Below are 24,342 nucleotides of genomic sequence, written 5' to 3'. Positions count from 1 at the left end.
GTGGACCTGTCGCCGATCCTGCTCGGGTTGGGCTGCGCCCTCGGCTTGGTGCTCGTTGCCGACGGCCTGCGCCGCCGTCCGCCCGGTGCCCCGAGCGCCCGGTCGCGTCGGCGATGGACGTCAGCCGACCGGACCCGGCTGCTGAGCGCCGCTGCGGGTGGGGTGGCGGCGGCGGCGTTGACCCGCTGGCCGGTGGCGGCGCTACTGGCCGCCGCCGCGGTGTGGGCGCTGCCCCGTGTTCTGGGGCCCGACCGCGAGCACACGCGCGCGGTCGCCCGCATCGAGGCGGTCGCCACCTGGGCGGAGCTGCTGCGCGACACCCTGTCCTCGGCCGCCGGGCTGGAGCAGGCCATCACTGTGACCGCCCCGGTCGCCCCGCAGCCGATCCGCGCTCAGGTCACGGCGCTGGCGTCCGCTGTTCGGGGTGGGGCTCGGCTGCCGACGCGCTGCGCCTGTTCGCCGCAGACCTCGCCGATCCGGTGGCCGACCTCGTGGTGCGGGCGCTGACACAGGCTGCCGGTTACCACGGCGGGCAGTTGTCGCAGTGCTTGACTAGCCTCGCCGTCACCGCCCGCGAGTTGGCCGGGATCCGGATGCGGGTGGCCACGAAGCGCGCCGCGACCCGCACGGCCGCGCGCGTCATCACCGGCACCTCGGTGGCGATGGTCGCCGGGCTGATCCTGCTCAACCGCGGGTTCCTGGCCCCCTACCGCAGCGTCACCGGACAACTGGTCCTGCTCGTCGTCGGGGCGGTCTTCGCCGGCGGTTTCTGGTGGCTGGCCCGCGCCTCCCGCGTCACCGAACCCCCGAGGGTGCTGGCCAACCCGGGGCGGACCTCATGAGCGTCGTGCTCGCCTGCGGTCTTGTCGCCGGGCTTGGTCTGGTCCTTGCCTGCTCCGGTCTGGTGCCGGCCCGGCCCGGCCTCGCCGAAGCCCTCGACCGGTTGCGCCGCGCACCCGTGGCAGTCGAGGAGGCGACGCCGGCACGTGCGCGCCTGCTGGCCGCTCCGCTGCGCGCGCTCGGCCTGCCCCGGCAGCGGATGCGCGCCGACCTGGCCGTACTGGAGCGGCCCGTCGCCCTGCACCTGGCCGACCAGAGTCTCGCGGTGCTCGCCGGGCTGGTCCTGCCGCCGGCCGCGATGGCGGTCCTCGCCGCCGGCGGGTTCAGCTTCGCCTCCGGCATGCCACTGTGGGCGTCTCTGGCCGGCGGGTGCGGCGGCTGGTGGCTGGCCGAGAGCACCGCGCACGCCGAGGCCAGCCGGCGCCGCGACGAGCTGCGCTACGCCCTGTCCGCCGTGCTCGACCTCGTCGTCATCTCCCTCGCCGGCGGTGCGGGCCTCGAACAGGCCCTCGACGACGCCTGCGCCGACAGCCACGGCTGGGCCGCGCAACGGCTACGCCGCGCGGTGGACACCGCCCACCTGCTGCGCGTGCCGCCCTGGCAGGCGCTCGGGCAACTCGGCGAGGACACCGGCGTGATCGAGCTGCACGAACTCGCCGCCACGATGAGCCTGGCCGGCACCGAAGGCGCCCGCATCCGTGACTCCCTGACGATCCGTGCCGCGACCCTGCGCGCCCACCAAGCGGCGGCCCTCGAAGCGCAAGCCAACTCTGCCACCGAACGCATGTCGATGCCGGTCATGCTTCTCGCCGCCGCCTACATGCTGTTCCTCCTCTATCCGGCCGTCACCGCCATCGACACCTTCTGACACGTAGAACAGCCCGCACCGCAGGCACCGATTCGACCCGCACAAGGAGGCAGATTCATGTGGCTGAGGAAACTGTTCGCCCTGGTGACTCTGGCACAGCTCGTCGTCACCGACCGGGTCCGTCGTCTGCGCGAGAGCGGCGACAGGGGCAGCGAGACCACCGAGAAGGTCATGTGGATCGCTCTGCTGGTCACTCTCGTCCTGACCGTCTACGGCATCTTCCGCTCCAAGATCCTCGGCAAGATCAACGGGATCAGCCTGTGACGACTAACCGACCGAGAGGCCGCAGACGGCGCCAGCGCGCTGGGGACCGCGGATCGGTGAGCACCGAGGTGGTGCTCTACGCCCCATTGCTGTTCCTGCTCGTGCTCATCGGCGTGCAACTGGCGCTGTGGGCCTTGGCCCAGCTCGGCGTCCAGCACGCCGCCAACCACGCCCTGCAGACCACTCGAGTTTCCGGCGGCACCGCTACCGCCGGGCACGCCGACGCTACCGCCGTGCTCAACCAGGTCGCCGGCCGCGTGGTCACCGAACCGCGCGTCGCGGTGCAGCGCAACCCCGAATCCGCCACCGTCGCCGTGTCCGGTCGCGCCCCCGCCGTCGTGCCGTGGCTGCGCCTTGCGGTCAGCACCCGGGTCAGCGCCCCCGTCGAGCGGTTCCGACCCGACATCGGCTAACCCCGCAACCAGCCCAGTCAAGGAGCAGCGCGGTGACCAAGCGAAACACTCACCACCATGCCCGCTCACACCGTCGACGCCGCGCGGCCCTACCCTCGGACGCAGGGTCGGTCAGCGTCGAGATGGCCCTCGGCTACATCCCGCTGATGGTCATGGCGATCCTCGCCGTCGTGGCGTGCCTGCGGCTGGCGTCGGCCGCGATCGACGTGCGCTCCGCCGCCGCGGCAGCGGCACGGCAGGCATCCCTAGCCTCCACGCCCGCCGAGGCCCGACTCACCGGCGACGACGCCGCGTCGCTCACCCTGACCGGACGCGGCCTCACCTGCCAGCCCGCGACGGTCACCATCGATGCCGGCTCGTTCTCGCCCGGCGGACAGGTCAGCGCGACCGTGGCCTGCAGCGTGCGGCTGGAAGACCTATACGGCCTGGGACTGCCCGGGGCGGTAACCATCTCCACCACCTCCCGCCAGCCCCTAGACGCGTACCGGAGCCAGCCGTGACCACCCGCCTCCCCGCTAGGGCACGTCCGGTTCGTCGCGACGACCGAGGACAGATCACCCCATGGACTGTCGTGGGAACCCTGATCGTGCTCATCCTCGCCGGCCTTGTCTTCGACCAGGGCATGGCCATGGCCACCAAGGTGTCCGCTTACGACACCGCCCAGGCCGCCGCCCGCGCCGGTGCCGACGAGATCGACCTGACTCTGCACCGCACGACCGGCGCGGTACAGCTCGACCCCGCCGCAGCAAGCACCGCCGCCAGAACCTTCCTCACCCAAGCCGGCCAGGCAGGCACCGTGTCGGCCACCACCGAGCAGGTCACCGTCACGGTCACCACTGGCCACCGCACCCAACTCCTGCACCTCGTCGGCATCACCGACATCCCGGTATCCGCCACCGCCACCGCCACGCCCGCCACCGGCGTCACCACCGCCACCGAAGCCCAGATCATGCCTACGCCTGGGGAGGTGCCCCTGTGATCGCGACACTGTCAAAGGTCGCCCGCCGCGCGGTCGGCGGAGCGACGCTGGCGCTGCTGCTCGCTGGCGTGCCGTACGCGCTGCTGCGCTACCTCGACCCGCCGCTGCCCGACCAGCCGCCTACCTGGGACACCGTCACCACCGCGCTGACTAGCCCGCTGACCGACGAGATGATCGGCGCGGTCCTGACCGCCCTGCTCTGGGCGGCCTGGGCCTCGTTCACCTGGTCGGTGCTCGCCGAACTCGCCGCCGCTCTCACCGGCCGAAGACTGCCTCAGCCCCGTGTCCTGAACCCTGGTCGTGGCCTCGCCGCGCTACTCATCGCCATGATCACCGGCGGGGTGCTGGCCACCGCCGCGCAAGCCGCCACCCCGCCCCTGACTGGTCCCGCCCACGCCCACCCGGGTGCCTCCGGCGTCGCCGCGGCCACGGCGGCTGTCGCGCACCGCGAGTCTCTCCCCGGCACCACCAGCACCCAGGTATCGCAGGCAGCCGCGACGCCGGATCGGACGCTGACCCACGGCGAGGTCACCCTCGTCGCGAACGGCCGCGAGTACGTGCACACCGTCAAGCGCGGCGACACCCTGTCGAAGATCGCCGAGCAGTGGCTCGGCGACGCGAACCGCTGGCCGGAAATCTTCGCCCTCAACAGGGGCACCCACTTCGCCGACGTCGGCGGCACCCTGCGCAACCCGAACGTGATCTACCCGGGCTGGGCGCTGGACCTGCCCGCCGACGCCACCCCGCCCGCCGGGCAGCAACCCCGGCCCTCAACCCCCACGCCGCCCGCGCCGCGCACGCCGGCACCAGAGACCACACTCGACGTCCCACCGGCCGAGGAGCCGTCGGCGAGCACCGCTCCGCAGGTTCCCGTCCCGAGCGCGCCGACTGCCATCCCGACACCCACCGGTACGGCCTCGACCCCCACCGGCGATGCCACCGCCGCCAACCCCACCTCCGACAGCAGCCGGAGCGCCCGCCCCGGCCACGGTGTGCCGCTGCCGACCGGCAGCTGGATCGATGGTGGGCTGGCGCTCGCCATCGCCGCCGCGGTGGCCATCGTGTGGGCACACCGGCAGCGCCGATACCGCGCCCGCAAACCGCCGGTCCAGCGCCCTGTGACGGACCCCGATCTGGCGCCCATGCCCCGCGTGGTCCGCCAGATCCGGCGTGGCCTGCGCGACGCGGCGACCCCAACCGACGCCCCACCCCCCGACAGCCCAGCCGATGAAGACAACGGCCGGTCACCTCGGACCGACGATGTCCTCACCGACGACGCCGACGCCGTCCATGAAGCCAGCCCCGCGCAGGCCGCCACCGCTATTGACGACGCCCCCGACAGCGGGCCGGTGGCACCGGCACTCGCCCACCCCCTGTCGGCCGTGTGGCCTGCGGCCGGCCTGGGCCTCACCGGGCCCGGCGCAGACGCCGCCGCCCGCGGCTTCCTCACCGCCGCCCTCGCCGCCGGCGCGGCGGAACACCCCGACGCCCGCACCCAAGTGGTCATCCCCGCGACCACCGCCGCGACCCTGCTTGGCGCCGCCGCCGTCAATCTGCCCCACACCCCTCGACTCACCGTCACCGCGGACCTCGACGACGCCCTGGAAATCCTCGAGGAACAAACCCTGCACCGCACCCGGCTGGCCTACCACCACGAAGTCGACACCATCGCCGAACTGCGCGCCGCCGATCCCTTCGAAGAACCCCTGGCGCCGGTGATGCTGCTCGCCGACGCGACCGGCCGCCACGAACGCGCCCGCATCGCCGCGCTCCTCGCCCAAGGCCAACGCCTGGACATCCACGGCGTACTCCTCGGCGCATGGCCCGACGGCGACACCGCCGTCGTCGCCGCCGACGGCACCGTCACCCGCGCCGACGGCGACGCCCGCCACGGCCCCCATCCCGCCGACGTCGGCCGCCTCGCCATCCTTGACCCCACCGAAACCGTCGACGTGCTCGCGACCCTCGCGGAGTCCCACACCGGCCAGATGCCGGAACCCGCACCCATCGAGACGCCACCTAAGCTCGGGCCCGCGACAGCGGCGGCCCCCGCCCCCACCGCGGTAGCGGACGCCTCGGACACGGCCGGTGACAGCACCGACCAGGAGTCCGTCGACCCCGACGAACACGGCTCGGGGACGTCGTCGGCACCGCACACTGACGCCGTCAGCGCACCGACCGCCCAGCAGCCCGTCCCCGAGGACAGCGCAGCGCCGGAAGGTTCTGACGGGCCCGCTGCCGCGGACGCCGACACCATGTCCCACGACATCGCGTCGTCATCCGGGCCGCGCGAAGACGAGGCGTCCGGCGCTGGCCCAGCGGCAGCGCCGCGTAGCCGGGTCGAGGTGACGGTGCTCGGCCCGCCGGCCATCCTCGGCGCCAACCATCCACGCGCGCTGCGCGCCAAGTCCATGGAGCTCCTCGTGTACCTCGCCGTGTGCGACGGCGACGCCGCCGCCGAAGCAATCCTCGAAGACCTCCTGCCCGACGCCCCCACCAGCAAAGCCACACACCGCCTGCACACCTACGTCTCCGACCTGCGCGCCGTGCTGCGCCAACACGCTGGGCCCGGCACCTACCTCACCCGCCCCCACCACCGCTACCAGCTCAACCCCGACTCCTTCGACATCGACCTGTGGCGACTGCGCGCCGCGCTGCGCGCCACCGACGGTCGAGCCGACCGGGCCCAGGCTCTGCGCCGCGCCGTCGAGGACTACCGGCCCCTGGCCGAAGGCTGCGACTACGAGTGGCTCGAACCTCACCGGCACGCCGTGCAACGCGAAGCCCTCGACGCCGTTTCCGCACTGATCGAGGAACTCGCCGACCAGCCCGAGCAGCAGGCCGCCGTCTACGACACCGCCCTGCCCCACCACCCCTACAACGAGGAGCTGTATCAACAGGCGATGCGCGCCCACGCCGCCCTCGGTGACCTCGACGGCATCCGTTTGCTGCGCCGGACCCTGACCCAACGACTTAGCGAGATCGACGCCGAGCCCACCGACGACACACTCACCCTCGCCGACCGTCTCATCGCCGAAGTGCGCTCACGGCGCGGCCCACGCTCCTCCGACGGTCGGCCGTCGGTGTGAGCAGCGCGTCTCATCTGGCCAGCGGTCCGGGAACACCAGTCGCCGCCGGGACCACCGACGACAAGCAGCTACGCAGGCTGCGGTGGGCGGTACGGGCAACTCTCGTCCTCGGCGTCGCCGCGTCGGTGGCCGCGAACGTCTTACACGCCCGCCCGAATCCGATCAGCCAAATCATCGCCGCGTGGCCACCACTGGCGCTCCTGCTCACCGTAGAGTTGATCTCGCGGGTGCCCCACCACCGGCGTCTGCTCGGCGCGATCCGCATCGCGGCAACCTCGGTCATCGCCGCCATCGCGACCTGGGTGAGCTACTGGCATCTTGCCGGGGTTGCGGCCCGCTACGGCGAGACCGAGCACGGCGGGGCGTACCTGCTGCCCATCTCCGTCGACGGGCTCGTCATCGTGGCCAGTGTCAGCCTCGTCGAAATCACCGCCAAGATCCGAACCACCATGCCCCCACCATCGCCACCCGCGCCCACACACACGCCGTCGCCGCCCATCAACGCATCCGCAGCAGCGCCCGCAGCACCGAGCGATGCGCGGCCTGTGGCTCGCGCATCCGACACGGCAACCACCAACGCCCCGGCCCGACTCGACCGCCCCAGCACCGTATCGGCGATGCCCTCACACGCCGCTGCACCCATCACAGCCGAACCGGACGCCGACAGCGCCAGCACCTCATCCACCCCTCGGCATCGCCCGCACGACGACAACGGCCCGCACCAGGAGAGAGCAGTCGCTACGCTGGACAACTGCGCGCCCAAACCCGAGACAGACGCGAACCTCGGCGACGTAGGCGGCCTCACGCCGCCGCAGACCTCGTCGCCGAGCGTCAGCAGCATCGAGCCGACCGCACCGGCGGGTGACGAGCGAACAGACAACGTACCGGCTGACACCGCAGCCGCAGTCGCCTACTGGCGCCGCCGCGACCCGGAGCTACCGCCCGCGGACATCGCCGCCCGCATCGGGAAATCGGAGCGCACCGTCTACCGGTACTGGTCACCGCCAATGCCGAACGACAACGGACACCCCGCCGACAGCCTCCGCCACTGACAGGAAGAAGAGTTCGAACACTCTCGCCGCTGCGGCGCCGGCAGGCAGGGCAGCCACAAGCTCGGCTCCCAGCCGCCCGACAGGCGGCACCCCGCCTGAGGCCACACCCCCGAGCCGGGCCGGCACGTCCACCCTCACCTACTGGCGAGCAAAGGGCTCCGACTCTGATGGGGTGTCGGCGCGGTCAGCCGGGACGTCGTTAAGGCGATAGCGTTCCAACGCTGCGGAACCAGGACGCCTACGCCCCGCGACCGGAGTTGATACTGCTCCACCTGGGCATGTCCCATGAAGCTTCGGAAGTTCTTCGCGACCATCGAGGCCGACTCATAGCTCCGGACGTCGTGTTCGCGCCTCCTCGCCAAACGGCCGGCGATTTGCCCACGAGTTGCGCCGCGCACGCCAGCGCCTACCTCACCAAGCGAACAACCCAGACGACTTCGAGCACGCCGGAGCACAAGACAACCCCACCCGAGACGTCGCCCCAATTCCGCAGGTTCACCCCGTAAGGCCACGAAGCTGCCGCCTCATCGAAAGGTGCCGGCGAATCTCCAGGGATTGCCCCTGCCTGGAGAGGTGGTGCTCGTCGTTTACGAGGAGGGGTATCGGCCACGAGCAGTCGCTTGTCCCGCCATCTCCAACTGGGTCCAACGAAAAAGGCCACGTCTCTTACTCATCGGGGCCGGCAAGGCGGCGAACCTACCCGAGGCATTTTGATCGGAACCGGCATAATGGGCCCGACAATGGGTGGGCGGGACGCGGTGATACCGGTCCAGCCCACCCATCATCGATGAGTACCTAAATAACACGACCGCAGGTCTACCCAACAGCAGGCGTACGCCGCGAATTGGCACGCGTACAGGCCCCAGTCGTCGGAGGCCCTGGCGCGGGCGCGGCCGTCGCCTGGTACCGCCGATCTACCGAGCTGGTCCGGGGTCAGCGCTTCCAGTGGCACTGTCCCCCGTCGGCACAGTGCCGTCGGTCGGAGTTGCGTCCTTCTCGGGCGGGTCGACTTCAAGGAACCCGAAGAGCCGTTCGATCACCTGCAGCGTCTGGGTGGAGTAGCGGTCGGCGAATCCTCGGCAAATAGCGGGTTTGACACCGGGGCGCCGATAGCCGGGCAGCGTCTCATGGCAGATGACGAAACCCTCGTCACGCCGAGCCTCGGCAACCAGATCACGTAAGCGGCCCTCGGAAAGGTGCATCAGGTTCCCGGGACGGAAGATGCACGTGTCGCACTTTCTGGACAGCAGCCGCGACTTCCGCAGCACCGGATCGCCGATGCTGAGGTCGCCGCCGTCATCCCCCACCTCGTCGCTCTCCTGCGGTGCAGTCGGGCCGGTTCTGGGCTCGTCTCGCGCGTAGGGCTCCTGCGCGTCGATGGCCAACCGACTGAGCCAGTTGAGGACCTGATCGATGTGACCTCGTTGTAGGCCCGTGACGCCGTCGACGGGCACTAGCAGAGTGGCTTTGCCACGCGCGGTGCGGTCAGCGGCCTCAGACCCATCCCGGCCGCCGAACGTGTCGTCGAGAACGGCCACCGGTCGTCCGCCGATCGCTCGGTAAAGACCGGCGAGCTTGAGCTGGCGACCGAACCGTACGCCACTTTGGCCGACGTCGATGACCTGCAGGTCAACCGGCAGGCCGAGTCGAGGTCCGATCCACGTCGCGGCGATCGCGCCCCAGCTCGTGCACCAGACCAGGTCGGCGTTGAGGGCGAGTTCTCTGAGCCAGGTGCCGTGGTCGGGGTGCAGCCACACCTCGCCGGAGACGTGCTGACCGCTGGGCGCGGGACCGTCGTAGCGGTGCGGGTGGTAGCCGAGCTGGCGGGCGGTCCTCGGATCGTCGGGGTTGAGTACCCCGTCGACGTCGATGGCGACCACCGGCCGTGCCCGGTTCGCGGCCAGAGCAGGAGCGGTACGTGGGGTGGTCATCGGACCTCGAATCCGCGGGCTCGGGTTGGGCTGGTTGAGCCTGCCGACTGCTGGGTCGCGCGGGTGAAGGCGACCCGGCCGTCACCAAACAGGCAGGCGACGATGTGCCCTTGACGAATTGCCTCGATCAGCGCGGCGTCGATGGCCAGGCTGCCGTCTCGACTTTCGGAATGGTTCCCCATCACCAGGAGACTTACCGCCTCATCGGCCGCCAGCAGCCGCCCGCCGGGCGGTATGGAGGGCAGGCCTGGCCTGTCGCGCCAATCGGCGTCGGCCTCGGGGCGATGGGCGTGACCAAGACCGTCGGCGTCGTCTGGCTCGTGCGGCGACCATTTCCACCGGTAGGCGCCGATCGCGTAGTGGTCGTCGGCGTCGGCTGGCACCCGGTCGTCCTCGATCCACAGGCTGCCCTCGTCGCTCGCGGTCTCCTCGTACTGCACGCTGACGAAGTCGCGGGCGGTATGCAGGACGGGGTGCTCGCCGGGCATGTCGCCGATCGACAGACTGTGCAGGTGCCTGCTCATGCGTTCGACCTCGTGGCGCGGGAACCGGCACAGCAGGCCACCGCGCAGAGCGGTATATCCGTCGGCGACGAGTGCCCGGTAGTAGCCTCCCCCTACGTTGTGGCAGGTGACGAGTGCCGGCACCCATAGCGCTTTGGCGGGTAGGACATCGCCCCGGCTGTGCGAGATCACGTACCGGTCGGTGCCCTCTTGGCTGGTTCGGACCGGGTTAACGCCGAACCACTGCAGGCCGTGGGCGCGGGCGAAGCGGAGCAATTCGAGCAGCGTTCGGCGCCCGTCGGAGTGTTCCAGGCGCAGAGGAAGGAACCCGTCACCGTCGTCGCCGGGATGGGGGTTACCGGTGGTGCCGGTCGCGGTGTGGGTCCAGGTCTCGGCCCGCACGCGGTACTCGGTCCCATCGGCGCTGTACCAGGTGGGGTCACCATTAGAGGACAACCAGTCGCCGTCGGCGTCGTGGGACCAGATCAGCGCGGGCACAGCAGGCCATCCGGCGCGGTTCTGCTGACGGGCCTGATGGTGATGGGGCGTGGCGGCGGCGTGCTCGGCCAAGGGCAGGATCTTGTCGGTCCGCCACCATAGTCTGCGTGTCATCGTTCGGTGTTCCTTCCGTTGGTCAGGCGAGTGGCCCGGTCCACGTGGCGGGAACCGGGCGAGATGAAGAGCGTGTGAATCGCGGGCGTCGCGGTTAGATGACCGCCCGGACGCGCCCCCGACGCGGGTACCGAAGGCGAGGGCGCGTTGCCGTAGCGGGGGCAACCGCGGGCGCTAGGCCGAGGGCCTACGGGCGGTAGGCCCGGCAGGGCCTGCATTGCTCAGCTAGCGCGGCGGCGACTGATCAGGGCTCACCGGCCGAGGACGGATACCAGTTCACCGTGCAGGAGCGGGGCTCCGTCCGGTCCCTTGATGTGGGTGTGGATCCAGATCCGGTACCGGGTGCCGTCCTTGGCGGTGAGGTGTCGCCAGTGGCCACGGACGAAAAACCGCACCCGGTAGTGCCACTTCGCGTCACCGTCAACGCCTGCCCCGACGGGGCTGGTTCGACGGAGCATGACCACGCGGGTGTTGTGCACGATCGATGACCGTGCCGCGCGGCGGCTCGTTGCGCGCGGCAGCGGTGACTCGCTGACGGTGGCGAGGGGTTGGGCTTGGATGCGCCAGAACGCGTACGTGATAGCGGCGCAGACTCTGGATGCTGTGCGATCGTCGATCACCGTGCGGCCGTCCGGCGCGCTCCGCCAGTCGATGGGCGGGGCATCGGTCTCAGGTAGTTCAAGCGCGGGCACTGGTCTGCCGACTGGCAGGGTCGTCAGGTCAGTGAGGATGTAGGGCCCGAAGGTGGCCCGGTTGCGCTGGTACTCCGCTGAGGCGAGCAGCGCCGCGATGTGAGGATCATCGGTGTCCTCGTGATCCGCCCAGCCGCAGATCAACCAGGACCTGCCGGCAGGCGTGATCATCGTGGTCCAGGTGATCGCGGCTATGCCTCGGATGGTGCCGGCGGCAGAGCGGATGAAGATTGGCTCGGGGAGGAACAGCACGCCGCTGTCAGTCGGCGCGGTGTCGGCGGTGAGTAGGTCATCGGTCAGGTCTAGGGCCTGCGCGGCGGCGGCGATGATCGCCGTCATCGCTGGGGCGACGACGAATGGCTCCCCGATGCGCCAGGCAGTTTCGAGTTGCCGTGTAAGGGTGCGGCCAGCGCTCTGCGCGGTCGCCGTCTGTGCCTGCCACTGGTGATTGTTGACTTTGACAGTCAGGGCATCCGCCATGATCACCGAGACAAGCTCGTCGGCGCCTTGTCGGGCGCAGTGCTCCGCCATGAGGGTCTTCGCGTTTACGGCGGCCCGGGCGTACCCGGCGTAGGTTGTTTCCCGTCTCAGGCCCACAGTAATTGATCCTTTCTTTGCGGTCTTCGGGAGCAGCAGGCGCAGGTATGCACCCACGAATTAGAGACGCGTGGCGGTAACGAGCTGAAGAAGGATTCGGTGGGTTGGCGTCTCCGCGTAAACTGAGCCATCGGCGTCGTACTCGTTCTCTGGAGCCGCGCCCCGCAGCCGTGCTATCCGATACAGGCCGCCATGCTCGTCCGCCGCATCAACGACCCGGGCTTCCTTGCCATCCGCAGATTGCTTGATGTAGACGAAGGCCCAGCCCACATTGCGGGTGTACGGATTGTCGTGGGAAGTAAGTACCGCCACCGCTTGGGAGGCAGGTGACCGGAACTGCGCGAGGAGCGCGTCTAGGACCTCGATCGGGCCGGCGTCGTGCCAGATCCGCCGCGGTACATCTACTGATCTCGCGGCAAGCCGCCACTCGTCGGCCGTTCCCGGCGCAGGTTCGTTCGTGATGGCGAGGAGTACCGGCGAATGATTCCAGCCGGAAGATTCGCCGAACGCCTCGATCCCAATCAGGTGCTTCAGGAGATGCTCTCGGTTTAGGTCGGGTATGCCGTTGCCAGGGCTGTTCATTGAAAGTCCGCCTTTCCTCATTGTGCTTACTTGCCGTCTCGGGCTGAGCAATAATTGTTTATTCCGGCTGGATCGCGTTCTCGGCTTGTCGTTGGTACCCCTCCAGCGTTAGTGACGGGTCGCGGGGCGGTTCGGGGATGGCGGCCAGCAGTCGCTGGACGCCCTCGTAGCACCTCTCGCACACAGGACGCCGCCGTCGAAGAAAACGGTGACTGTGCGAAGCAGTAAGGCGAGAGATAGATAGGCCCCCAGGAAAGCTCGGTGTAGGCAGGTCGCAGCGATCGACAAAGATCACATCTGACATCGACGGGATGACGGGCATAGCTATTACTTAGGCTGACCGTGAGCGCCTTACATCAGGCGGATTACTTGGCGAATCGCGTTAGAATTGACGCTCGCTTGAATAAAGACAGCAAGTCGTGTCCCGCTGAGACGTCGTCGTTTCGCTGTGATAGGACGCCCGAATGCGGGAACTGCCCCGACGCGGGTCGGGGCCGTTCCGGTTTTCTCGGAGGGGCGGGCCGGAGGCGAACGTGCGGTTCGGTCAGAGTGGACGTTGACAACTACCGGCGACGCTCACCTCGTAGGCGGTGCCGGTCACGGTGAGTTGCAGCCAGCGGTAACCCTCGGCGTGAGCCGCGCGTAGCTCTCTGATCAGTGGCGCGGCCGGGTCAGTGAGGTGTAAATGTTCGGCGAAGTCGTCGCCGCCGAGGTCAACGTCGCGGCGATAGCCGTCGGTGTTCGGGTTCCAGCCGTCGGCGTAGACCAGGAGGTTGGAGTCGGGACGGTCCGGGTCGTGGAGGCGCGGCAGGCCGCTGGACATGAGGTAGACGCCCTCGTCGTGGATCCAGACCAGCGCGCCAGGGCAGGCGATGCCGTCCTCGGTTTCTGTGTAGGACTGGGCCTGCTCGGTGCTGGAGACGGCGTGTTCAGCCAGCCGCAGCGTCTCGGTCAGGTTGAATTGAAGGTGCAGGGCCATCAGGGTGCTCATTTCTGGTCGGTTGATGGCGGGTTCTCGGCAGAGGTTGTCGGGGTGGCTTGGCTGTCAAGGGCGGCGGGTGGAATGCCGGCGCGCAGGGCGTGGTCGATCAGATGGGCGAGAGGGTCGTTGGGGTCGGCGTCCAATGCCCGGTCGATAGCGACGGAGGCGAGGGCGCCGAGTCCTGTCCGCCAGGCGATGACGGCGAGTAGGACGGCTGGTGGTGCGGCGAGGGCTGGGTCGACGCGGCGGGTGATGTCGGTCCATAAGGCGAGGTCCGATGAGTTGGCGTCGTTGGTTCGCCAGGCGGCGTCACGGACCTTGTAGTCGAGGAGGAGCACGGACAGCCAGGCCACCTCGTCGTCGGTGAGGACCCGGTCGTCGGCGTAGCGGGCGACCGCCGCTCGGAGCGCCTTCTTTCCGGCGCGGATGACTGCCGCCCGCCGGCCCGCAGCGAACAGGGTGTCGCGTCGCTCATGTGCCCGCTGGGTGGCTGTCGTGACGGCGTCGCGGGCGGCGCCGGTCGTGGGGGCGATGCTGGCCACGAGAGCAGCCCGGTCGGGCAGCGCCATCTGGCCCGCGACGATCGCGTTCACGGCGACGACGCTGCCGACGGCGTCGAACGGGACCCCGTCGACGGGGCAGCACGCTGGATCGTCGCAGAGGTAGGAGTAGTAGCGGCCGTCGGTGACCCGCAACGCGTCGCGAACGGTAATTCCGGCCTGGTCGAAGTGTGGGGTGAGGATGTCGACGATCGGGGTGACCGTGTCAGCGGGCCCGTAGCCGATGATGGTCGCGGCGGTGGCGCCGACGTTGCGCAGCATGGCGAGAGACTGTGATGTGGTGGCGTCGACCCATGAGGGGACTTCGTCACGCTTGGGCAGGTCAGCGCGGGTGGCCGCGGTGAGCATGGACTCGGTGTATCCGGCGATGACGACGCTGTGGTCAACATGAAAGCCGAACAGGTACGGCACGGCGGCAAGCAGGTCAGCAACGGAAGCCAGAGAAATATGGGGTCGGTGATCGTGGGCCATAGGAAACTCCTCGTGGGCGTGGGGAGGCACACCGGTAGGCCCCGCGGCGGAGATTGAGCCGAGGGGCCTACCGGTGTGCGGATGTGGACGCGCGCCATTCATGCGCTGGGCGCGGGTGCGGCCTCGCCGATGTGCTCGGTTGCCGTCCCCGCTGTGCCCCAGGGTTGACGCGGTTTGCGTGCAGTGGGCCACGACTCGGGCTCTGGCAGGCCCGTCAGTGGCTTGGAATTGGTGAGGGGCTGTCAGAGGTTGGAGCCATCGGGGTATGTGAGGGTCATCATCTGCCGCAGCAGGTCAATGACCGGGTTGTCGCCCGGGTCGTCGATGGTCGCGAGGAGACCCGTGTCGGTGTCCGGCATGCGGGTGAGCACATAGATCGTGCCGTCGGTGGCGACCGCGTCGATGCACCGCACTTCGGTGGGTGCGTCGCTCTCGTGCTCGACAATCCTCGGGTACATGAACAGGTAGGCCAGAACGCGTTGCTGGTAGTCGCGGGTGCCGGCCTGTAAGGCGATGGCTGCCTGGTGGTCGGGGTGGTGCGCCTCGGTGGCGACCTCGCGCAGGGCCGCGACCGGCCCGTCCGGTTCGTTGTGCCATCGCTGCGGGTCGACAAGCAGCGGGACGACATCGACGGCGCGGGCGCTCGGGTCGGGTCGGGGTGATCGGGCAGTGAGGTCTCTCGGAGCCAGCCGAACACGACTGGCCCGGGCCACGGGTGCGTTGTCGCTGCGAGCCTGTCTATGCCGTGCAAGCAGTGCACGACGGCTTCGTGTTGAATCGGTGACAGCATCGGGATCCGTTCTCTAGGTGTTGCCAGGGCGTTCCGCCGTTTGGCGCGCCGCCACGGTGACGAGTCAGGCGTGACGTCAGGTCTGACTGGCTGGTGTGCCGGGCCTGTGTGGCGATGGGTCGGCACCGCCCCGTGGTGAACAGGGGCGTGGCGGTGCCGACTCAGGTGGCTGTCATTTGGCGCAGCGAAGAGCACCGGCCTGAGGAGTCAGGCCGGTGCGGGGTTGAGCGGATGCGGCCAATCGTCGAGTTGCGGCCTTCTACGGTGAGTCCGTCTCTGACGCAGGTGGGTGCAGGCCGACGACGACGCGGTCCACAGGCGGCCATCCGTCGGTGGCGGGTTGCCATGCCTGCGCGTCCGCGGGGGTGGAGAAGGGGCCGACGACAACCATCTGGGCGCGGTCGCGATCGAGCAGCACCAAGCCGACGCTTGTGGTGTCGAGCGCTCCGGTGTGGGCGGCTGCCGCGATGTCGGGTGGGATGGTCAGCCACTCGCTCGTCCCGATTGTCATGCTGTCGGGGTGGTGCAGGGCGGCTGGCGTCGTGGCGGCGATGTCCGCGTTGTGCATGGCGAGGTGGGGGGCGTAGTCAGCCGCTGCCGTCCGTCCGGCGATGGGTCCGTGCAGGGACATCGCCGCGTCGGTGGTGACAGCGAGCAGCGCGTGCGCCTGGTGGTCGTCGGCGGTGTCGATCAGGGCGAGGCTGACCGCGTCGTGGCTGGCGACGTCGACCAGGGTGAGCATGGTGGGTCGGCCAGTGGCGTTCTCCCAGGTGACAACTTCGAAGTGTTCGCCGGCGAGGGTGAGCAACCGCTGGTAGGCGCGATTGTTGGTGTCGAAGGGGTAGTCGGTGTGCAACATGATGTCGCTCTCTCTGTTCTCGTAGCGGGCACGGCTGCAAGGCGAGGCGGCGTGGTCGCCGCACGGCGTGGCAGCGGTACGTCGATCAGTTCGAGTGGGGGTCAGCGGGCGAGGACGGCGACGGTTTCGCCGAGAAGCAGGGGCGCGCCGTCGGGGCCCTTGATGTGGGAGTGGATCCAGATGCGGTAGGGCTGGTCGTTGGCGTCGGTCAGGCGTCGCCAGTGCCCACGTACGATGAACCGGACGCGGTAGTGCCATTTGGCCTCGCCGGTGGCTTCGGCGGTGGCCTGGGTGCGTCGAAGCATGACCACGCGGGTGTCGTGGCGCAGGCTGGCGCGCAGAGCCCGCCTGCGGGCGGCCCGGTCCAGGGGTGGGTGGGCGACGGTGGCGATGGGTTGTTCCTGGATGCGCCAGAACGCGTACAGCACCGCCGCTACGGCCCGCATGCTCAGTGCGGACTCGTCGATGCAGAACCGGCCGTCGGGCGCGGTTTCCCAGTCCACGTCTGCGGCTTCGGGTTGTTCGCCGTGCGCGGGGATCGGGGTGCCGATGGGGATGTTGGCGAAGGTGTTGAGGACGTAGGGGCCGAACTGCGCGGCGAGTTCGGGGGCCGCCGCGACCTGTTTGCGGCGTCGGGTGGCGGAGGGGTCGAGGGGGTCGTCGCGGTCGGCCCAGCCGAAGATCGCCCAGAAGCTGCCTCCGCTGTCGCGAAGGCGGGCCTTGATCCAGGTGATCGCGCCAATGGAGGTGACCTCACCGTGGGGGCCGCGCTCGTAAATTGGTTCGGGCAGGAACAGCACACCGGCGTCGCTGGGCGCGGTGTCGCTGCTGATGATGTCGCCGGTCAGGTCGAGCGCTTGGGCGGCGGCGGCGATGATCGCGGTCATGGCCGGAGCGAGAACGTAGGGGTCGCCGTCGCGCCACGGTTGGTGAGCGATGCGGCTGAACGTCTCATGGAGGTCGAGGTCGTGGGCGATGTCGTCGTCGAAGCGGGACTCCAACCACGCCCGCATGTACCGCTGGGCGAATCGCCCACGGCAGTAATCGGTCATACGAAGGCGCAGGTCGACTGCCGCGCGGGCGTAGCCGGCGATCGTCTTCTCGGTGTGAAAGCTCAATTGTTCTCCTTTGATAAATGGGCACCCAGGGACGGGGCGTCGCCGGGTTTGGGCCGCGTGAGGTCCGCCAGGGTGCTTGGGTGCTCAGGCCGCCCGGGGGGACGGCATGGACCGTGGCGACGATGGCGGGATCGGTCGGGTGGGTCGGAACCAGCCGGTGAACCTCGTCGCCAGGGCGGCGACCGGTGCGGTGACTCGGGCCCGGCCGCGCGCGATCAGGGTGGGCCGAGTGGCGGCCTGGCGGGCGCGCTGTGCGTCACGCGCCGGTGGGCACGGATACACCTCGTCGACGCAACGCAGGTTGGCGCAGTGACCCGGCCGGTCGGGACGGGGTGGGTGGGCGTCGGCGACATCGGCGGCGAGCAGCCACAGCAGGACGTCACTGACGTTGCGGGGTAGGGCGCGGCGGTGCGGCATGGTCGAGTTGCCTCTTTCGCAGTCGTCTCGGCAGCGGGTCGCCGCCCCTGGCCAGCGGTTGTAGGGATGCCGCTGTCGGGTACGCCGGGGCGGCGACTAGGTGCAGTCACGCTCGACTTCACGAATTGATCAAGTCACCGCGGCGGCCGAGAAACGCCTCGCAACCGACAAGTGGGACTGGCACCCGTAGTTGGTGAATTGGGCAAGCGAGGTGGCGAGAGTGCGCTGATGGCCCGGCTGCGGAGCCATCCACAGGGCTACGCCGCGCGGGGCGTGCGGGACGGCGAAGGCGCTTGAGCGCCAGCATCTCGGTCTCGACCCCCGATCTGTTCGATCAGGGGGTCAAGGCGTCATCCAGTTCGGTGTAGCTGTGGGCCGATAGCCGCGCCGTCGGGTCGCCGTTTTCTCCGATATCGGGTCAGGGTGTCGGCAGGCCGAGCCGGCTACGTTCGGCGGCCAGGAGTGTGCGGGCGGGGGTGTGCCAACTCTCGTCGTCGAACGGCGCGGGGATCGTCCCGTCGGCGAGTGCCTGCAGCGCGGGGACCTGCTCGGCGTATGGGCCGCCGAGCTTGTCGAGGTCCGCGCACGCTCGTGTGATGTCGGCTCGGGTTTTGGCGGTCCACGGTCCAGGCCGACGCCAGGTCTCGCTGCGGCGCCCTCGGATGGGGCCTTCGCACAGGTGGTAGCCCAGCCATACCACTGGCGGGTGCAGGCCGGTCGCCTCGGCGAGCAGGGCAACCTTGTCGTAGTCGCCGGCATGGTCTCCGCGATACGAGCGGTAGCCGACCGGGCGAGGATTTGTCAGGAGGCGCCAGTAGCCGGGATACACCGCGGTGGAGGCCACCAGCTCTGTGGCGGTGCGGAAGCCGCCGGCGGTGAGCGCATTCGGGAGTTGGTCGAGGAGCAGGTGCGCCAGTTCGCGGCGTACGGCGGGCACGCCCGGGTCGTCGGCCCGCCAGTTGCGGCCCCGCCCGCCCGGACCGTCGGCCTTCGAGTTCCGGCCCTGGTCGTCGGGGACCGCGGCGGCGGTATCGATCTGCGGTAGCCCGCTGCCGTCGGCCAGTAGACCGAGCAGCCGGGCGGCGAAGTCTTCGAGCATGTGCTCGAATCCACGGCTGCGGTCATGGTAGTCAGGGATCGCCGGCCAGTGGCCGCCGCCGCGATGCCCGACCCGGTGCGCGGCCTCGTGCAGCAACACCCGCAGCGTCCGGTGCCGGTCGGTGAGCTGGTCGCGGTGGATGGCCACGTCTCCGGTCAGCGGTCGGTAGAAGCCCCGGGAGCACGGCGACTCATCGCTCTGGTCGTACACCTTCACCCGGTCGAGCGCGAACGGGCCAATCGCGCGCCGCACCAACTCGCAGCATTCGTTCAACAGGGTGCGTTCCGCGTCGGTCAGTGCCTTCCGCGCGACCCAGCTGGTCCTGTTGGCATTACGGACGACGTGGCGAGTCTGGCTGGCTCTGGCCGCCTCCACACCCAGCAGGCCCATGACGGCCAGCTGTTGGTGTCCACTGAGACCGGCGGCGAGCAGCTCGGTGTAGCCCTTGTCCTTGAGATAGAGAGCGGCTTCCTCACCGCCCGGTGAGGTGTAGTACGCCCGCTCCGGCAGGTGGGTGCGGCCCCAGGAACGCCACGCAGCGCGGGGGCGGGGCATCCTCACATCGCCGAAGAACTGTTCCTGTTCCCGGAGTTTCCCGCCATCGAGCACGTGGCGAGCGAACAACTCAATGATCTGCGGGTCTTCGCTGCCGGCGAGGATGTCGCGCACTGCGGTGCGCAACGCGCCGGCCTCCACCACGGTCCGGTCCCGGTTTTGCAGCGCCTTGTGGTCCAGGGACAGGTCGTAGGAGGCAAGGAAGCCGGACATGCGGGTGACCAGCACCCCGCCAATCCACACCCGTCCCGGATCTTCGTCGCGCACGCACACCCCGGGTGCCTGCGGCGGCCGGTAGCTAGGCTCGGCCAGGGCGCGGAAACGTCCGATGGCCTCCTCTGCCAGCTTTCGGGGGCACTCGACGGTGAAGACGGTGCCGCCGGTGCGGGTGTTGGGGTGGAATCGGTAGACGAGGACCTCGCTGCCCTGCTGAGAGCGGGAGGGGATCAGCCCGCCGAGCAGCTTGCGACGCTCGACGGCGGGAATGAAGCCGTAGCCGACGGTCTCGCAGCGCACGGCGCCGATCTCCGGAGAGCGGGCCAGTACGAGGCAGGCGAGTTTTTTCCCTTCGCCGAATTGGCCGATCTGCTCGTTGGTCTTGGTGGAGACACCCAGGATCAGCCCTTCTTCGGGGATGCCGGGGCCCTCGTCGGCGATGGTCAGGACCCCGTCGGTCCAGCTGACCTGGGCGTTCGGGTCTTCGTCGATCGCGTTGGCAATCAGTTCGGACACCGCCCGCACGGGCGTCCACGACTTCACGTACTCCGGTGAGATGGGGTAGGCCAAGCTGTCGGTATTAGCCGCGGCCCCGCTTGCGGACGGGTCTGCTCCGGCGCGTGAGACGCCGATGGCGCTGTTGATGTCGGACACGAATTTCCTCCGGAAATAGCGAAATCCGCGACCGGGTTCGGTCGCGGATCGGGAATGTCGGGATAGGTACTGGTGACTCGTTCGCCGCTAAAGCCCGGCAATCGCTGGGACCCGCAGGGAGACGTCGAAGAAGTGGCGTCGCTGGTGGCAGCCTGGCGCGGTTTGCTACCTCCCGCTCAGCGACGACTCGTCGACCAGCACCCCCAGCAGGACGTCGTCGACGTTGGCGGGTAACTCGTGGCGGTACGGAATAGTTGGGGCTGCCCTCTCAGGATCGGCGTCGACGCAGCGGTCGCCGTCCAGACCAGCGGCAGGGAAACCCGCCGTCGAGCCCGTCGGAGCGGCCACCCCACTACATGGACGAAGGCAGGCAGCTTTAGCCGAGTTTTTCCACAAGCTGCCAACGTCGCGGCCTTCCGTCAACTGACGTCACCAAACCCCGCCTTTCGAGGGCATGCATAGCCGCATGCACACTGCCCTCGGTGCGGCCGACAACCTTCCTAATCTCGGCGTTTGACATTCCAGGAAGGCCCTTCAACCCAGGGATTTTCAGAATTTCCCGTTGCACGGGCCCCAACCTCGGATTCGCACGCCGGGCCTTAGCCGCGAACAACTCGTCAAGCATTGCGTCCGTCAGCTCGGGGAGTTGCTCGATTGCGGCCTGCAGATCGCTGTGCGCCCCCCTTCGCAATTCGATGTCGTCTGCCGCTTTCTTAAGAGCCGCAGCCAGAGTGCGGTAGGCCAAGACCACGCCTGCCATTGGATCACCCATAAACTGCTCCAATCCGCTAATGTCGCAACTTGCTCTTAGTCGGCAAGCGATCAATTCCGCACGATCAAGCCCTGGAAATCATGGACAGTCAAGTCGCCGTTGGGCCCGGCGGCTGACTGGGCCGCGATTGCACGTCGAAGTCTCTTGAACGTTTCCTTGACCGGCGTATTGCGCTCTGGCGTTTTAAGGCGACCTAGGCGCGGTGGATGAGGAAGCAGTCGGGCGCGGCGGGGTCGTCGTGCCGGTAGTCGTCAAGGCGCGAGTCGTAGTGGGCGGGCCGACCGCAGTGCTGACAGTGCATGGGTTGTATCGCAGGAAGGTCGGCGCCGTCGGGGCTGTGCAAGGTGGTGTGGTCGTGATCGGCGAAGGTGCAGGCTCCGTAGGTGCAGAACGGTCGGCCGGGCGTTCGCAGGCGAGCCTCGACGAGGTCCTGCACGGCGACGGTGATCTCGCTGGCGGCTTCCGTGCCGTAGGGGACGCCTTCGGCGTAGAGGTAGTCGTTGGCGTCGAGGTAGGAGTGCAGGTCGGAGAAAGAGCCGACACCGAGGGGCAGGACGCCTTCACTGATGTCGTTGTCGATCAGGATGATGATTCCGGTGGCGAAGTCCTTGATGGTGCTGTCGGAGGGTGCGCCTTGATGCGATTGGTGGGCTAGCCAGATGCGGACCACGGCGCGTAGGTGAGTGATCTGAGAGGCCCATTGCGCGGTCAGTCCGTCGCAGCGGGGCCCGAGCTGCTGCAGGGCGACGAGGCGGTGGCGGGTGACATATGAGGTGCTCGGTCCTCCGGTGACGGCACGGCGTATCTGGCTGAGGTGCCCGCTGATCGCGTCGACGCTTGTGGCGAGGTCGGCTTCGGTGGCCATGAGGGCGTGGCAAGCGTCGGTGATCGCCGAGGCGGTCGCTGCGAGTGATCCGCCTCGGGTGCGGGCGGCGGCGAGCGTGTCGTCGGCGATGGTGTGGCCGGTGTGAGTGCGTATCAGTTCTGAGATCACAGCAGGGTTCCTTTGAACGTGAGAGCGGTGACGGACCTGTGGGGACGTCACGTCGGAAGTTCGGGCGCGTCCGCGGTGGCATCGACGTCTCCGGCGGTCGCGCCGTCGCGGATGACGGGTTCCCACTCGAGGCGGGTGTCGTTCTCGCCACCGTCAAGCGCGGCGTGTATGGCGTCCTCGGCGGCTTCGAAGGCGCCATCTCGGTCGACAGCGAGCACGTCCATCGTTAGCGGCAGGGTGAGGCCGACCTGCCAGCGTCGTGGTAGCCCGGGCAGGTCCAGGGAGTGCAGGATCGCCTCGGCCGCGTCCGGGGTGAGGCGGTTATTGACGGTCGCGTCGCGCAGGGTGTGCCAGACCCGTCGGAGCAGCCGCGCCAGCTGTTCGTCGATGGCGGTGGGCGGCGTGGGTGGGATCGGGGCGGGTTGCTGGGTCCGGAGGTATTCGTGGATGCGCGCGGTGGTGTGCGTGAGCCATCCCAATGGGGCAGCGCGCCCAGGGTGAAAGCTGTCCCACGCGTCGCGCAGGATGGATTCGACAGTGTCGGGGCTGTCGGACATGACGTTCTCCCGGTTGTTGGCAGCCCGCCTGTCCCGAGCCCCAAACAGGGTTCGGGACAGGCGGCTGGGGGTGTTCAGTCGTGCTGGCGGGTGCGGGTGACGCTCACGTCGTAGGTGTCGGCGTGGACGGTCAGGCGCAGCCACTCGTAGCCGGCGGCACGGGCTTCGCGCAGCTCGTCGATCAGCGGTGTGGGCACCTCGGTGAGGTGCAGGTGCTCGACGAAGTCGTCTCCGCCGAGGTCGGGGTCGTAGCGGTGGCCGTCGGTGTCGGGATTCCAGCCGTCCGCATAGACGGTCAAATTGGCGTCGGGCCGGTCGGGGTCTTTGAGTCGGGGCAGGCCGTTGGACATGAGGTAGACGCCGTGGTCGTGGACCCACTCCAGCGCGCCCGGGCAGGGGGTGCCGGCTTCGCGCTCGGTGAAGGACGGGACGTGTTCTGCGGCGGCGACCGCGTGTTCGGCCAGTAGCAGAGCGTCCCTGAGATCGAAGTACAGGTGCAGCGCCATCAGGCTTCCTTCCTGGCTGCTTGGGTGATCGAGTAGCCGGCCGGTCGGGGTTCGGCCGGATGTCACGGGTTGCTGAGTCCGAGGTGCGCGGCGAGGACGGGACCTTGCTGCACCGCGCTGATGGCGCCGGGGAGGTGCCGCCGCTGCCAGGCGTGCAGCGCCGCGGACAGGTCGGCGCGGTGGCGGTGATGGTGGGTCAGTGCGGCGCTCAGGCCGGCGGCTTGTTCGATGCCGTTGTTCGCGCCGCGGGCGGTATGCGGGCGGACGGGGGCGAGGGCGTCGCCGAGCAGCACCGCCCATCCGTGCCCGACGGGCCACGCCATGCGCGTGGGTGCGTCGATGTCCATCACGGGCACGGCCATGCGCTCGGTGGTGGCGTGCACGGTCGCCGCGTGGGGTGCCGGCAGCAGCCGGGCGGCGTGCTCGTCGACGTGGGTACGGGCTGCCGGTCCGACGTGCTGGGGTAGGGCGAAGACTCGTCGCTCGGGTGGCGCCCCGAAGTGGTGGGCGTAGGCGGTGGGACTGCAGGGGAGGTAGAACGTCCAGTCCAGGCCGCCGGGAATTGGGGCGACGTTGTACTGGCAGCGCGGTGGTTCCAGGCGAAGGAAGTCGCGCAGCGTTGTGTTCTCTGCGGTGGTCTGGCCGCGGTGGGCGGTGTAGCCGGCGTAGCGCAGCCGGCGGTGGGGGTCGAATAGGCGGCGGCCGACTGACGAGCGGCCGTCGGCGAAGACGACCAGATCCGCGGGCTCGTGGGATCCGTCGGCGAAGGTGAGCGTCGGTTGTCCGTGGCGCACGTCGAGGCGGGTGAAGCGGCGGCCGGTGTGCAGCAGCGCGTCGGGTAGGCGGCTGGTCAGCGCGTGGTGCAGCAGCGTCCAGGTGGTGTTGCGGCCCGGATAGACCTGCTGGGCGGTGTGGATGGGTTGGCGGGCGCGGACGGTGACCTGCCAGACGGTTTCGGAGGTGTAGGCGACGATCTCGTTCTGGCCGATGCCGAGGCGGTCGAGAATGTCCAGAGCGGGGTGCTCCAAGCCGATCAACCCGCCGCCGCGCGGGGCGCTGTGCGGGGCGGCTTCGTACACGGCGATCTGGTCGAAGCCAGCGTGCAGGAGGAGCAGCGCGGCGGTGCATCCGGTGAGGGATCCGCCGATTACCGCGATGCGTGGCTGCGTGCGATGGGTCAGCAGATTCGCTTCGCGAGGTGTCGATGCGCCTGTCGGGTGTGTGAGCGTCGGCAGTGCCATCAGATTCCCTTCCGAGCATGGGGGAACCCGGGCACGGCCGTACGGCCGTGCCCGGGGGTGCGCTGGTGCGCGGTTGGCCGGGCAACGGCCTGGTGCGTGCGAGGTGTGTCAGAGCGCAGCGGCGACGGT

At 69.2% G+C, this 24,342-nt stretch carries 22 protein-coding genes and 1 pseudogene; 8 read left to right on the top strand and 15 right to left on the bottom strand.

Going from position 1 to position 24,342, the window contains the following annotated elements; all coding sequences use genetic code 11:
* From JM949_RS00315 to JM949_RS00280, 8 genes and pseudogenes are all read left to right on the top strand, one after another.
* Positions 1 to 842 (top strand): annotated as a pseudogene (locus JM949_RS00315) (type II secretion system F family protein).
* Entirely contained in the window at positions 839 to 1,708 is an 870-nt protein-coding gene (locus JM949_RS00310; RefSeq protein ID WP_203146440.1) for a type II secretion system F family protein, read from the top strand. Before JM949_RS00315 ends, JM949_RS00310 begins: the two are co-directional and overlap by 4 nt.
* Positions 1,709 to 1,765: 57 nt before the next feature.
* Positions 1,766 to 1,972: a hypothetical protein gene (locus JM949_RS00305; RefSeq protein WP_203146439.1), complete on the top strand. Its 207-nt coding sequence runs from the start codon at positions 1,766 to 1,768 to the stop codon at positions 1,970 to 1,972.
* Between the two features lie 56 nt (positions 1,973 to 2,028).
* Entirely contained in the window at positions 2,029 to 2,385 is a 357-nt protein-coding gene (locus JM949_RS00300; protein WP_309231937.1) for a TadE/TadG family type IV pilus assembly protein, read from the top strand.
* A 122-nt stretch (positions 2,386 to 2,507) separates the two neighbouring features.
* Positions 2,508 to 2,885, top strand: coding sequence for a TadE family protein (locus JM949_RS00295; RefSeq protein ID WP_238432323.1), 378 nt, complete (start codon positions 2,508 to 2,510; stop codon positions 2,883 to 2,885).
* On the top strand, positions 2,882 to 3,364 hold the full coding sequence (locus tag JM949_RS00290; protein ID WP_203146436.1) for a pilus assembly protein TadG-related protein: 483 nt from the start codon (positions 2,882 to 2,884) through the stop codon (positions 3,362 to 3,364). Before JM949_RS00295 ends, JM949_RS00290 begins: the two co-directional genes overlap by 4 nt.
* Entirely contained in the window at positions 3,361 to 6,453 is a 3,093-nt protein-coding gene (locus tag JM949_RS00285; protein ID WP_203146435.1) for a BTAD domain-containing putative transcriptional regulator, read from the top strand. Before JM949_RS00290 ends, JM949_RS00285 begins: the two co-directional genes overlap by 4 nt.
* Positions 6,450 to 7,505, top strand: a complete 1,056-nt coding sequence (locus tag JM949_RS00280) for a DUF2637 domain-containing protein (protein WP_407664671.1) — start codon at positions 6,450 to 6,452, stop codon at positions 7,503 to 7,505. Before JM949_RS00285 ends, JM949_RS00280 begins: the two co-directional genes overlap by 4 nt.
* Positions 7,506 to 8,419: 914 nt before the next feature.
* On the opposite strand, the gene JM949_RS00275 is transcribed toward JM949_RS00280, so the two are convergent.
* From JM949_RS00275 to JM949_RS00205, 15 genes are all read right to left on the bottom strand, one after another.
* A complete protein-coding gene (locus JM949_RS00275; protein WP_309231936.1) occupies positions 8,420 to 9,385 on the bottom strand; it encodes an HAD domain-containing protein in 966 nt (321 codons plus the stop codon).
* 47 nt (positions 9,386 to 9,432) lie between these two features.
* A complete protein-coding gene (locus JM949_RS00270) occupies positions 9,433 to 10,551 on the bottom strand; it encodes a hypothetical protein (RefSeq protein WP_203146433.1) in 1,119 nt (372 codons plus the stop codon).
* Between the two features lie 251 nt (positions 10,552 to 10,802).
* On the bottom strand, positions 10,803 to 11,897 hold the full coding sequence (locus tag JM949_RS00265; RefSeq protein WP_309231935.1) for a hypothetical protein: 1,095 nt from the start codon (positions 11,895 to 11,897) through the stop codon (positions 10,803 to 10,805).
* Between the two features lie 3 nt (positions 11,898 to 11,900).
* A complete protein-coding gene (locus JM949_RS00260; protein WP_203146432.1) occupies positions 11,901 to 12,422 on the bottom strand; it encodes a hypothetical protein in 522 nt (173 codons plus the stop codon).
* A 544-nt stretch (positions 12,423 to 12,966) separates the two neighbouring features.
* Positions 12,967 to 13,413: a DUF3085 domain-containing protein gene (locus JM949_RS00255; protein ID WP_203146431.1), complete on the bottom strand. Its 447-nt coding sequence runs from the start codon at positions 13,411 to 13,413 to the stop codon at positions 12,967 to 12,969.
* Positions 13,410 to 14,435 (bottom strand): DUF4192 domain-containing protein, encoded by a 1,026-nt coding sequence (locus JM949_RS00250; RefSeq protein ID WP_255545466.1) that lies wholly within the window; start codon positions 14,433 to 14,435, stop codon positions 13,410 to 13,412. The genes JM949_RS00255 and JM949_RS00250 overlap by 4 nt, the downstream gene beginning before the upstream one ends.
* Positions 14,436 to 14,677: 242 nt before the next feature.
* Positions 14,678 to 15,148: a hypothetical protein gene (locus tag JM949_RS00245; protein ID WP_203146429.1), complete on the bottom strand. Its 471-nt coding sequence runs from the start codon at positions 15,146 to 15,148 to the stop codon at positions 14,678 to 14,680.
* 336 nt (positions 15,149 to 15,484) lie between these two features.
* Positions 15,485 to 16,084, bottom strand: a complete 600-nt coding sequence (locus tag JM949_RS00240; protein ID WP_238432322.1) for a hypothetical protein — start codon at positions 16,082 to 16,084, stop codon at positions 15,485 to 15,487.
* A gap of 101 nt (positions 16,085 to 16,185) precedes the next feature.
* A complete protein-coding gene (locus JM949_RS00235; protein WP_203146428.1) occupies positions 16,186 to 17,202 on the bottom strand; it encodes a hypothetical protein in 1,017 nt (338 codons plus the stop codon).
* An 84-nt stretch (positions 17,203 to 17,286) separates the two neighbouring features.
* Positions 17,287 to 17,619: a hypothetical protein gene (locus JM949_RS00230; protein WP_203146427.1), complete on the bottom strand. Its 333-nt coding sequence runs from the start codon at positions 17,617 to 17,619 to the stop codon at positions 17,287 to 17,289.
* A 418-nt stretch (positions 17,620 to 18,037) separates the two neighbouring features.
* Complete coding sequence (locus tag JM949_RS00225; protein WP_203146426.1) at positions 18,038 to 20,143, bottom strand: ATP-binding protein; 2,106 nt, start codon at positions 20,141 to 20,143, stop codon at positions 18,038 to 18,040.
* A 965-nt stretch (positions 20,144 to 21,108) separates the two neighbouring features.
* The gene (locus JM949_RS00220) at positions 21,109 to 21,780 is read right to left on the bottom strand and encodes a hypothetical protein (RefSeq protein ID WP_238432321.1); all 672 of its coding nucleotides are present in this window, start codon (positions 21,778 to 21,780) and stop codon (positions 21,109 to 21,111) included.
* Between the two features lie 176 nt (positions 21,781 to 21,956).
* The gene (locus tag JM949_RS00215) at positions 21,957 to 22,466 is read right to left on the bottom strand and encodes a hypothetical protein (RefSeq protein ID WP_203146424.1); all 510 of its coding nucleotides are present in this window, start codon (positions 22,464 to 22,466) and stop codon (positions 21,957 to 21,959) included.
* A gap of 74 nt (positions 22,467 to 22,540) precedes the next feature.
* Positions 22,541 to 22,972 carry a DUF3085 domain-containing protein gene (locus tag JM949_RS00210; RefSeq protein ID WP_203146423.1) on the bottom strand — a complete coding sequence of 144 codons (432 nt, stop codon included), beginning with the start codon at positions 22,970 to 22,972 and terminating at the stop codon, positions 22,541 to 22,543.
* 62 nt (positions 22,973 to 23,034) lie between these two features.
* A complete protein-coding gene (locus JM949_RS00205) occupies positions 23,035 to 24,213 on the bottom strand; it encodes an FAD-dependent monooxygenase (protein WP_203146422.1) in 1,179 nt (392 codons plus the stop codon).
* Positions 24,214 to 24,342: the final 129 nt, after the last annotated feature.

The organism is Micromonospora tarensis, from assembly GCF_016803395.1.
GTDB lineage: Bacteria > Actinomycetota > Actinomycetes > Mycobacteriales > Micromonosporaceae > Micromonospora > Micromonospora tarensis.
The sequence above is the reverse complement of the archived record's forward strand: the minus strand, read 5'-3'. Positions and strand labels throughout refer to the sequence as shown.

Excerpts from the sequence above, each read along its gene's own strand:
- JM949_RS00210 (WP_203146423.1), bottom strand. The coding sequence starts at position 22,972 with ATGGCGCTGCACCTGTACTTCGATCTCAGGGACGCTCTGCTACTGGCC.
- JM949_RS00295 (WP_238432323.1), top strand. The coding sequence starts at position 2,508 with ATGGCCCTCGGCTACATCCCGCTGATGGTCATGGCGATCCTCGCCGTC.
- JM949_RS00205 (WP_203146422.1), bottom strand. The coding sequence starts at position 24,213 with ATGGCACTGCCGACGCTCACACACCCGACAGGCGCATCGACACCTCGC.
- JM949_RS00305 (WP_203146439.1), top strand. The coding sequence starts at position 1,766 with ATGTGGCTGAGGAAACTGTTCGCCCTGGTGACTCTGGCACAGCTCGTC.
- JM949_RS00220 (WP_238432321.1), bottom strand. The coding sequence starts at position 21,780 with ATGGCCACCGAAGCCGACCTCGCCACAAGCGTCGACGCGATCAGCGGG.
- JM949_RS00215 (WP_203146424.1), bottom strand. The coding sequence starts at position 22,466 with ATGTCCGACAGCCCCGACACTGTCGAATCCATCCTGCGCGACGCGTGG.
- JM949_RS00260 (WP_203146432.1), bottom strand. The coding sequence starts at position 12,422 with ATGAACAGCCCTGGCAACGGCATACCCGACCTAAACCGAGAGCATCTC.
- JM949_RS00240 (WP_238432322.1), bottom strand. The coding sequence starts at position 16,084 with ATGTTGCACACCGACTACCCCTTCGACACCAACAATCGCGCCTACCAG.
- JM949_RS00230 (WP_203146427.1), bottom strand. The coding sequence starts at position 17,619 with ATGCCGCACCGCCGCGCCCTACCCCGCAACGTCAGTGACGTCCTGCTG.
- JM949_RS00270 (WP_203146433.1), bottom strand. The coding sequence starts at position 10,551 with ATGACACGCAGACTATGGTGGCGGACCGACAAGATCCTGCCCTTGGCC.
- JM949_RS00250 (WP_255545466.1), bottom strand. The coding sequence starts at position 14,435 with ATGGCCCACGATCACCGACCCCATATTTCTCTGGCTTCCGTTGCTGAC.
- JM949_RS00310 (WP_203146440.1), top strand. The coding sequence starts at position 839 with ATGAGCGTCGTGCTCGCCTGCGGTCTTGTCGCCGGGCTTGGTCTGGTC.
- JM949_RS00255 (WP_203146431.1), bottom strand. The coding sequence starts at position 13,413 with ATGAGCACCCTGATGGCCCTGCACCTTCAATTCAACCTGACCGAGACG.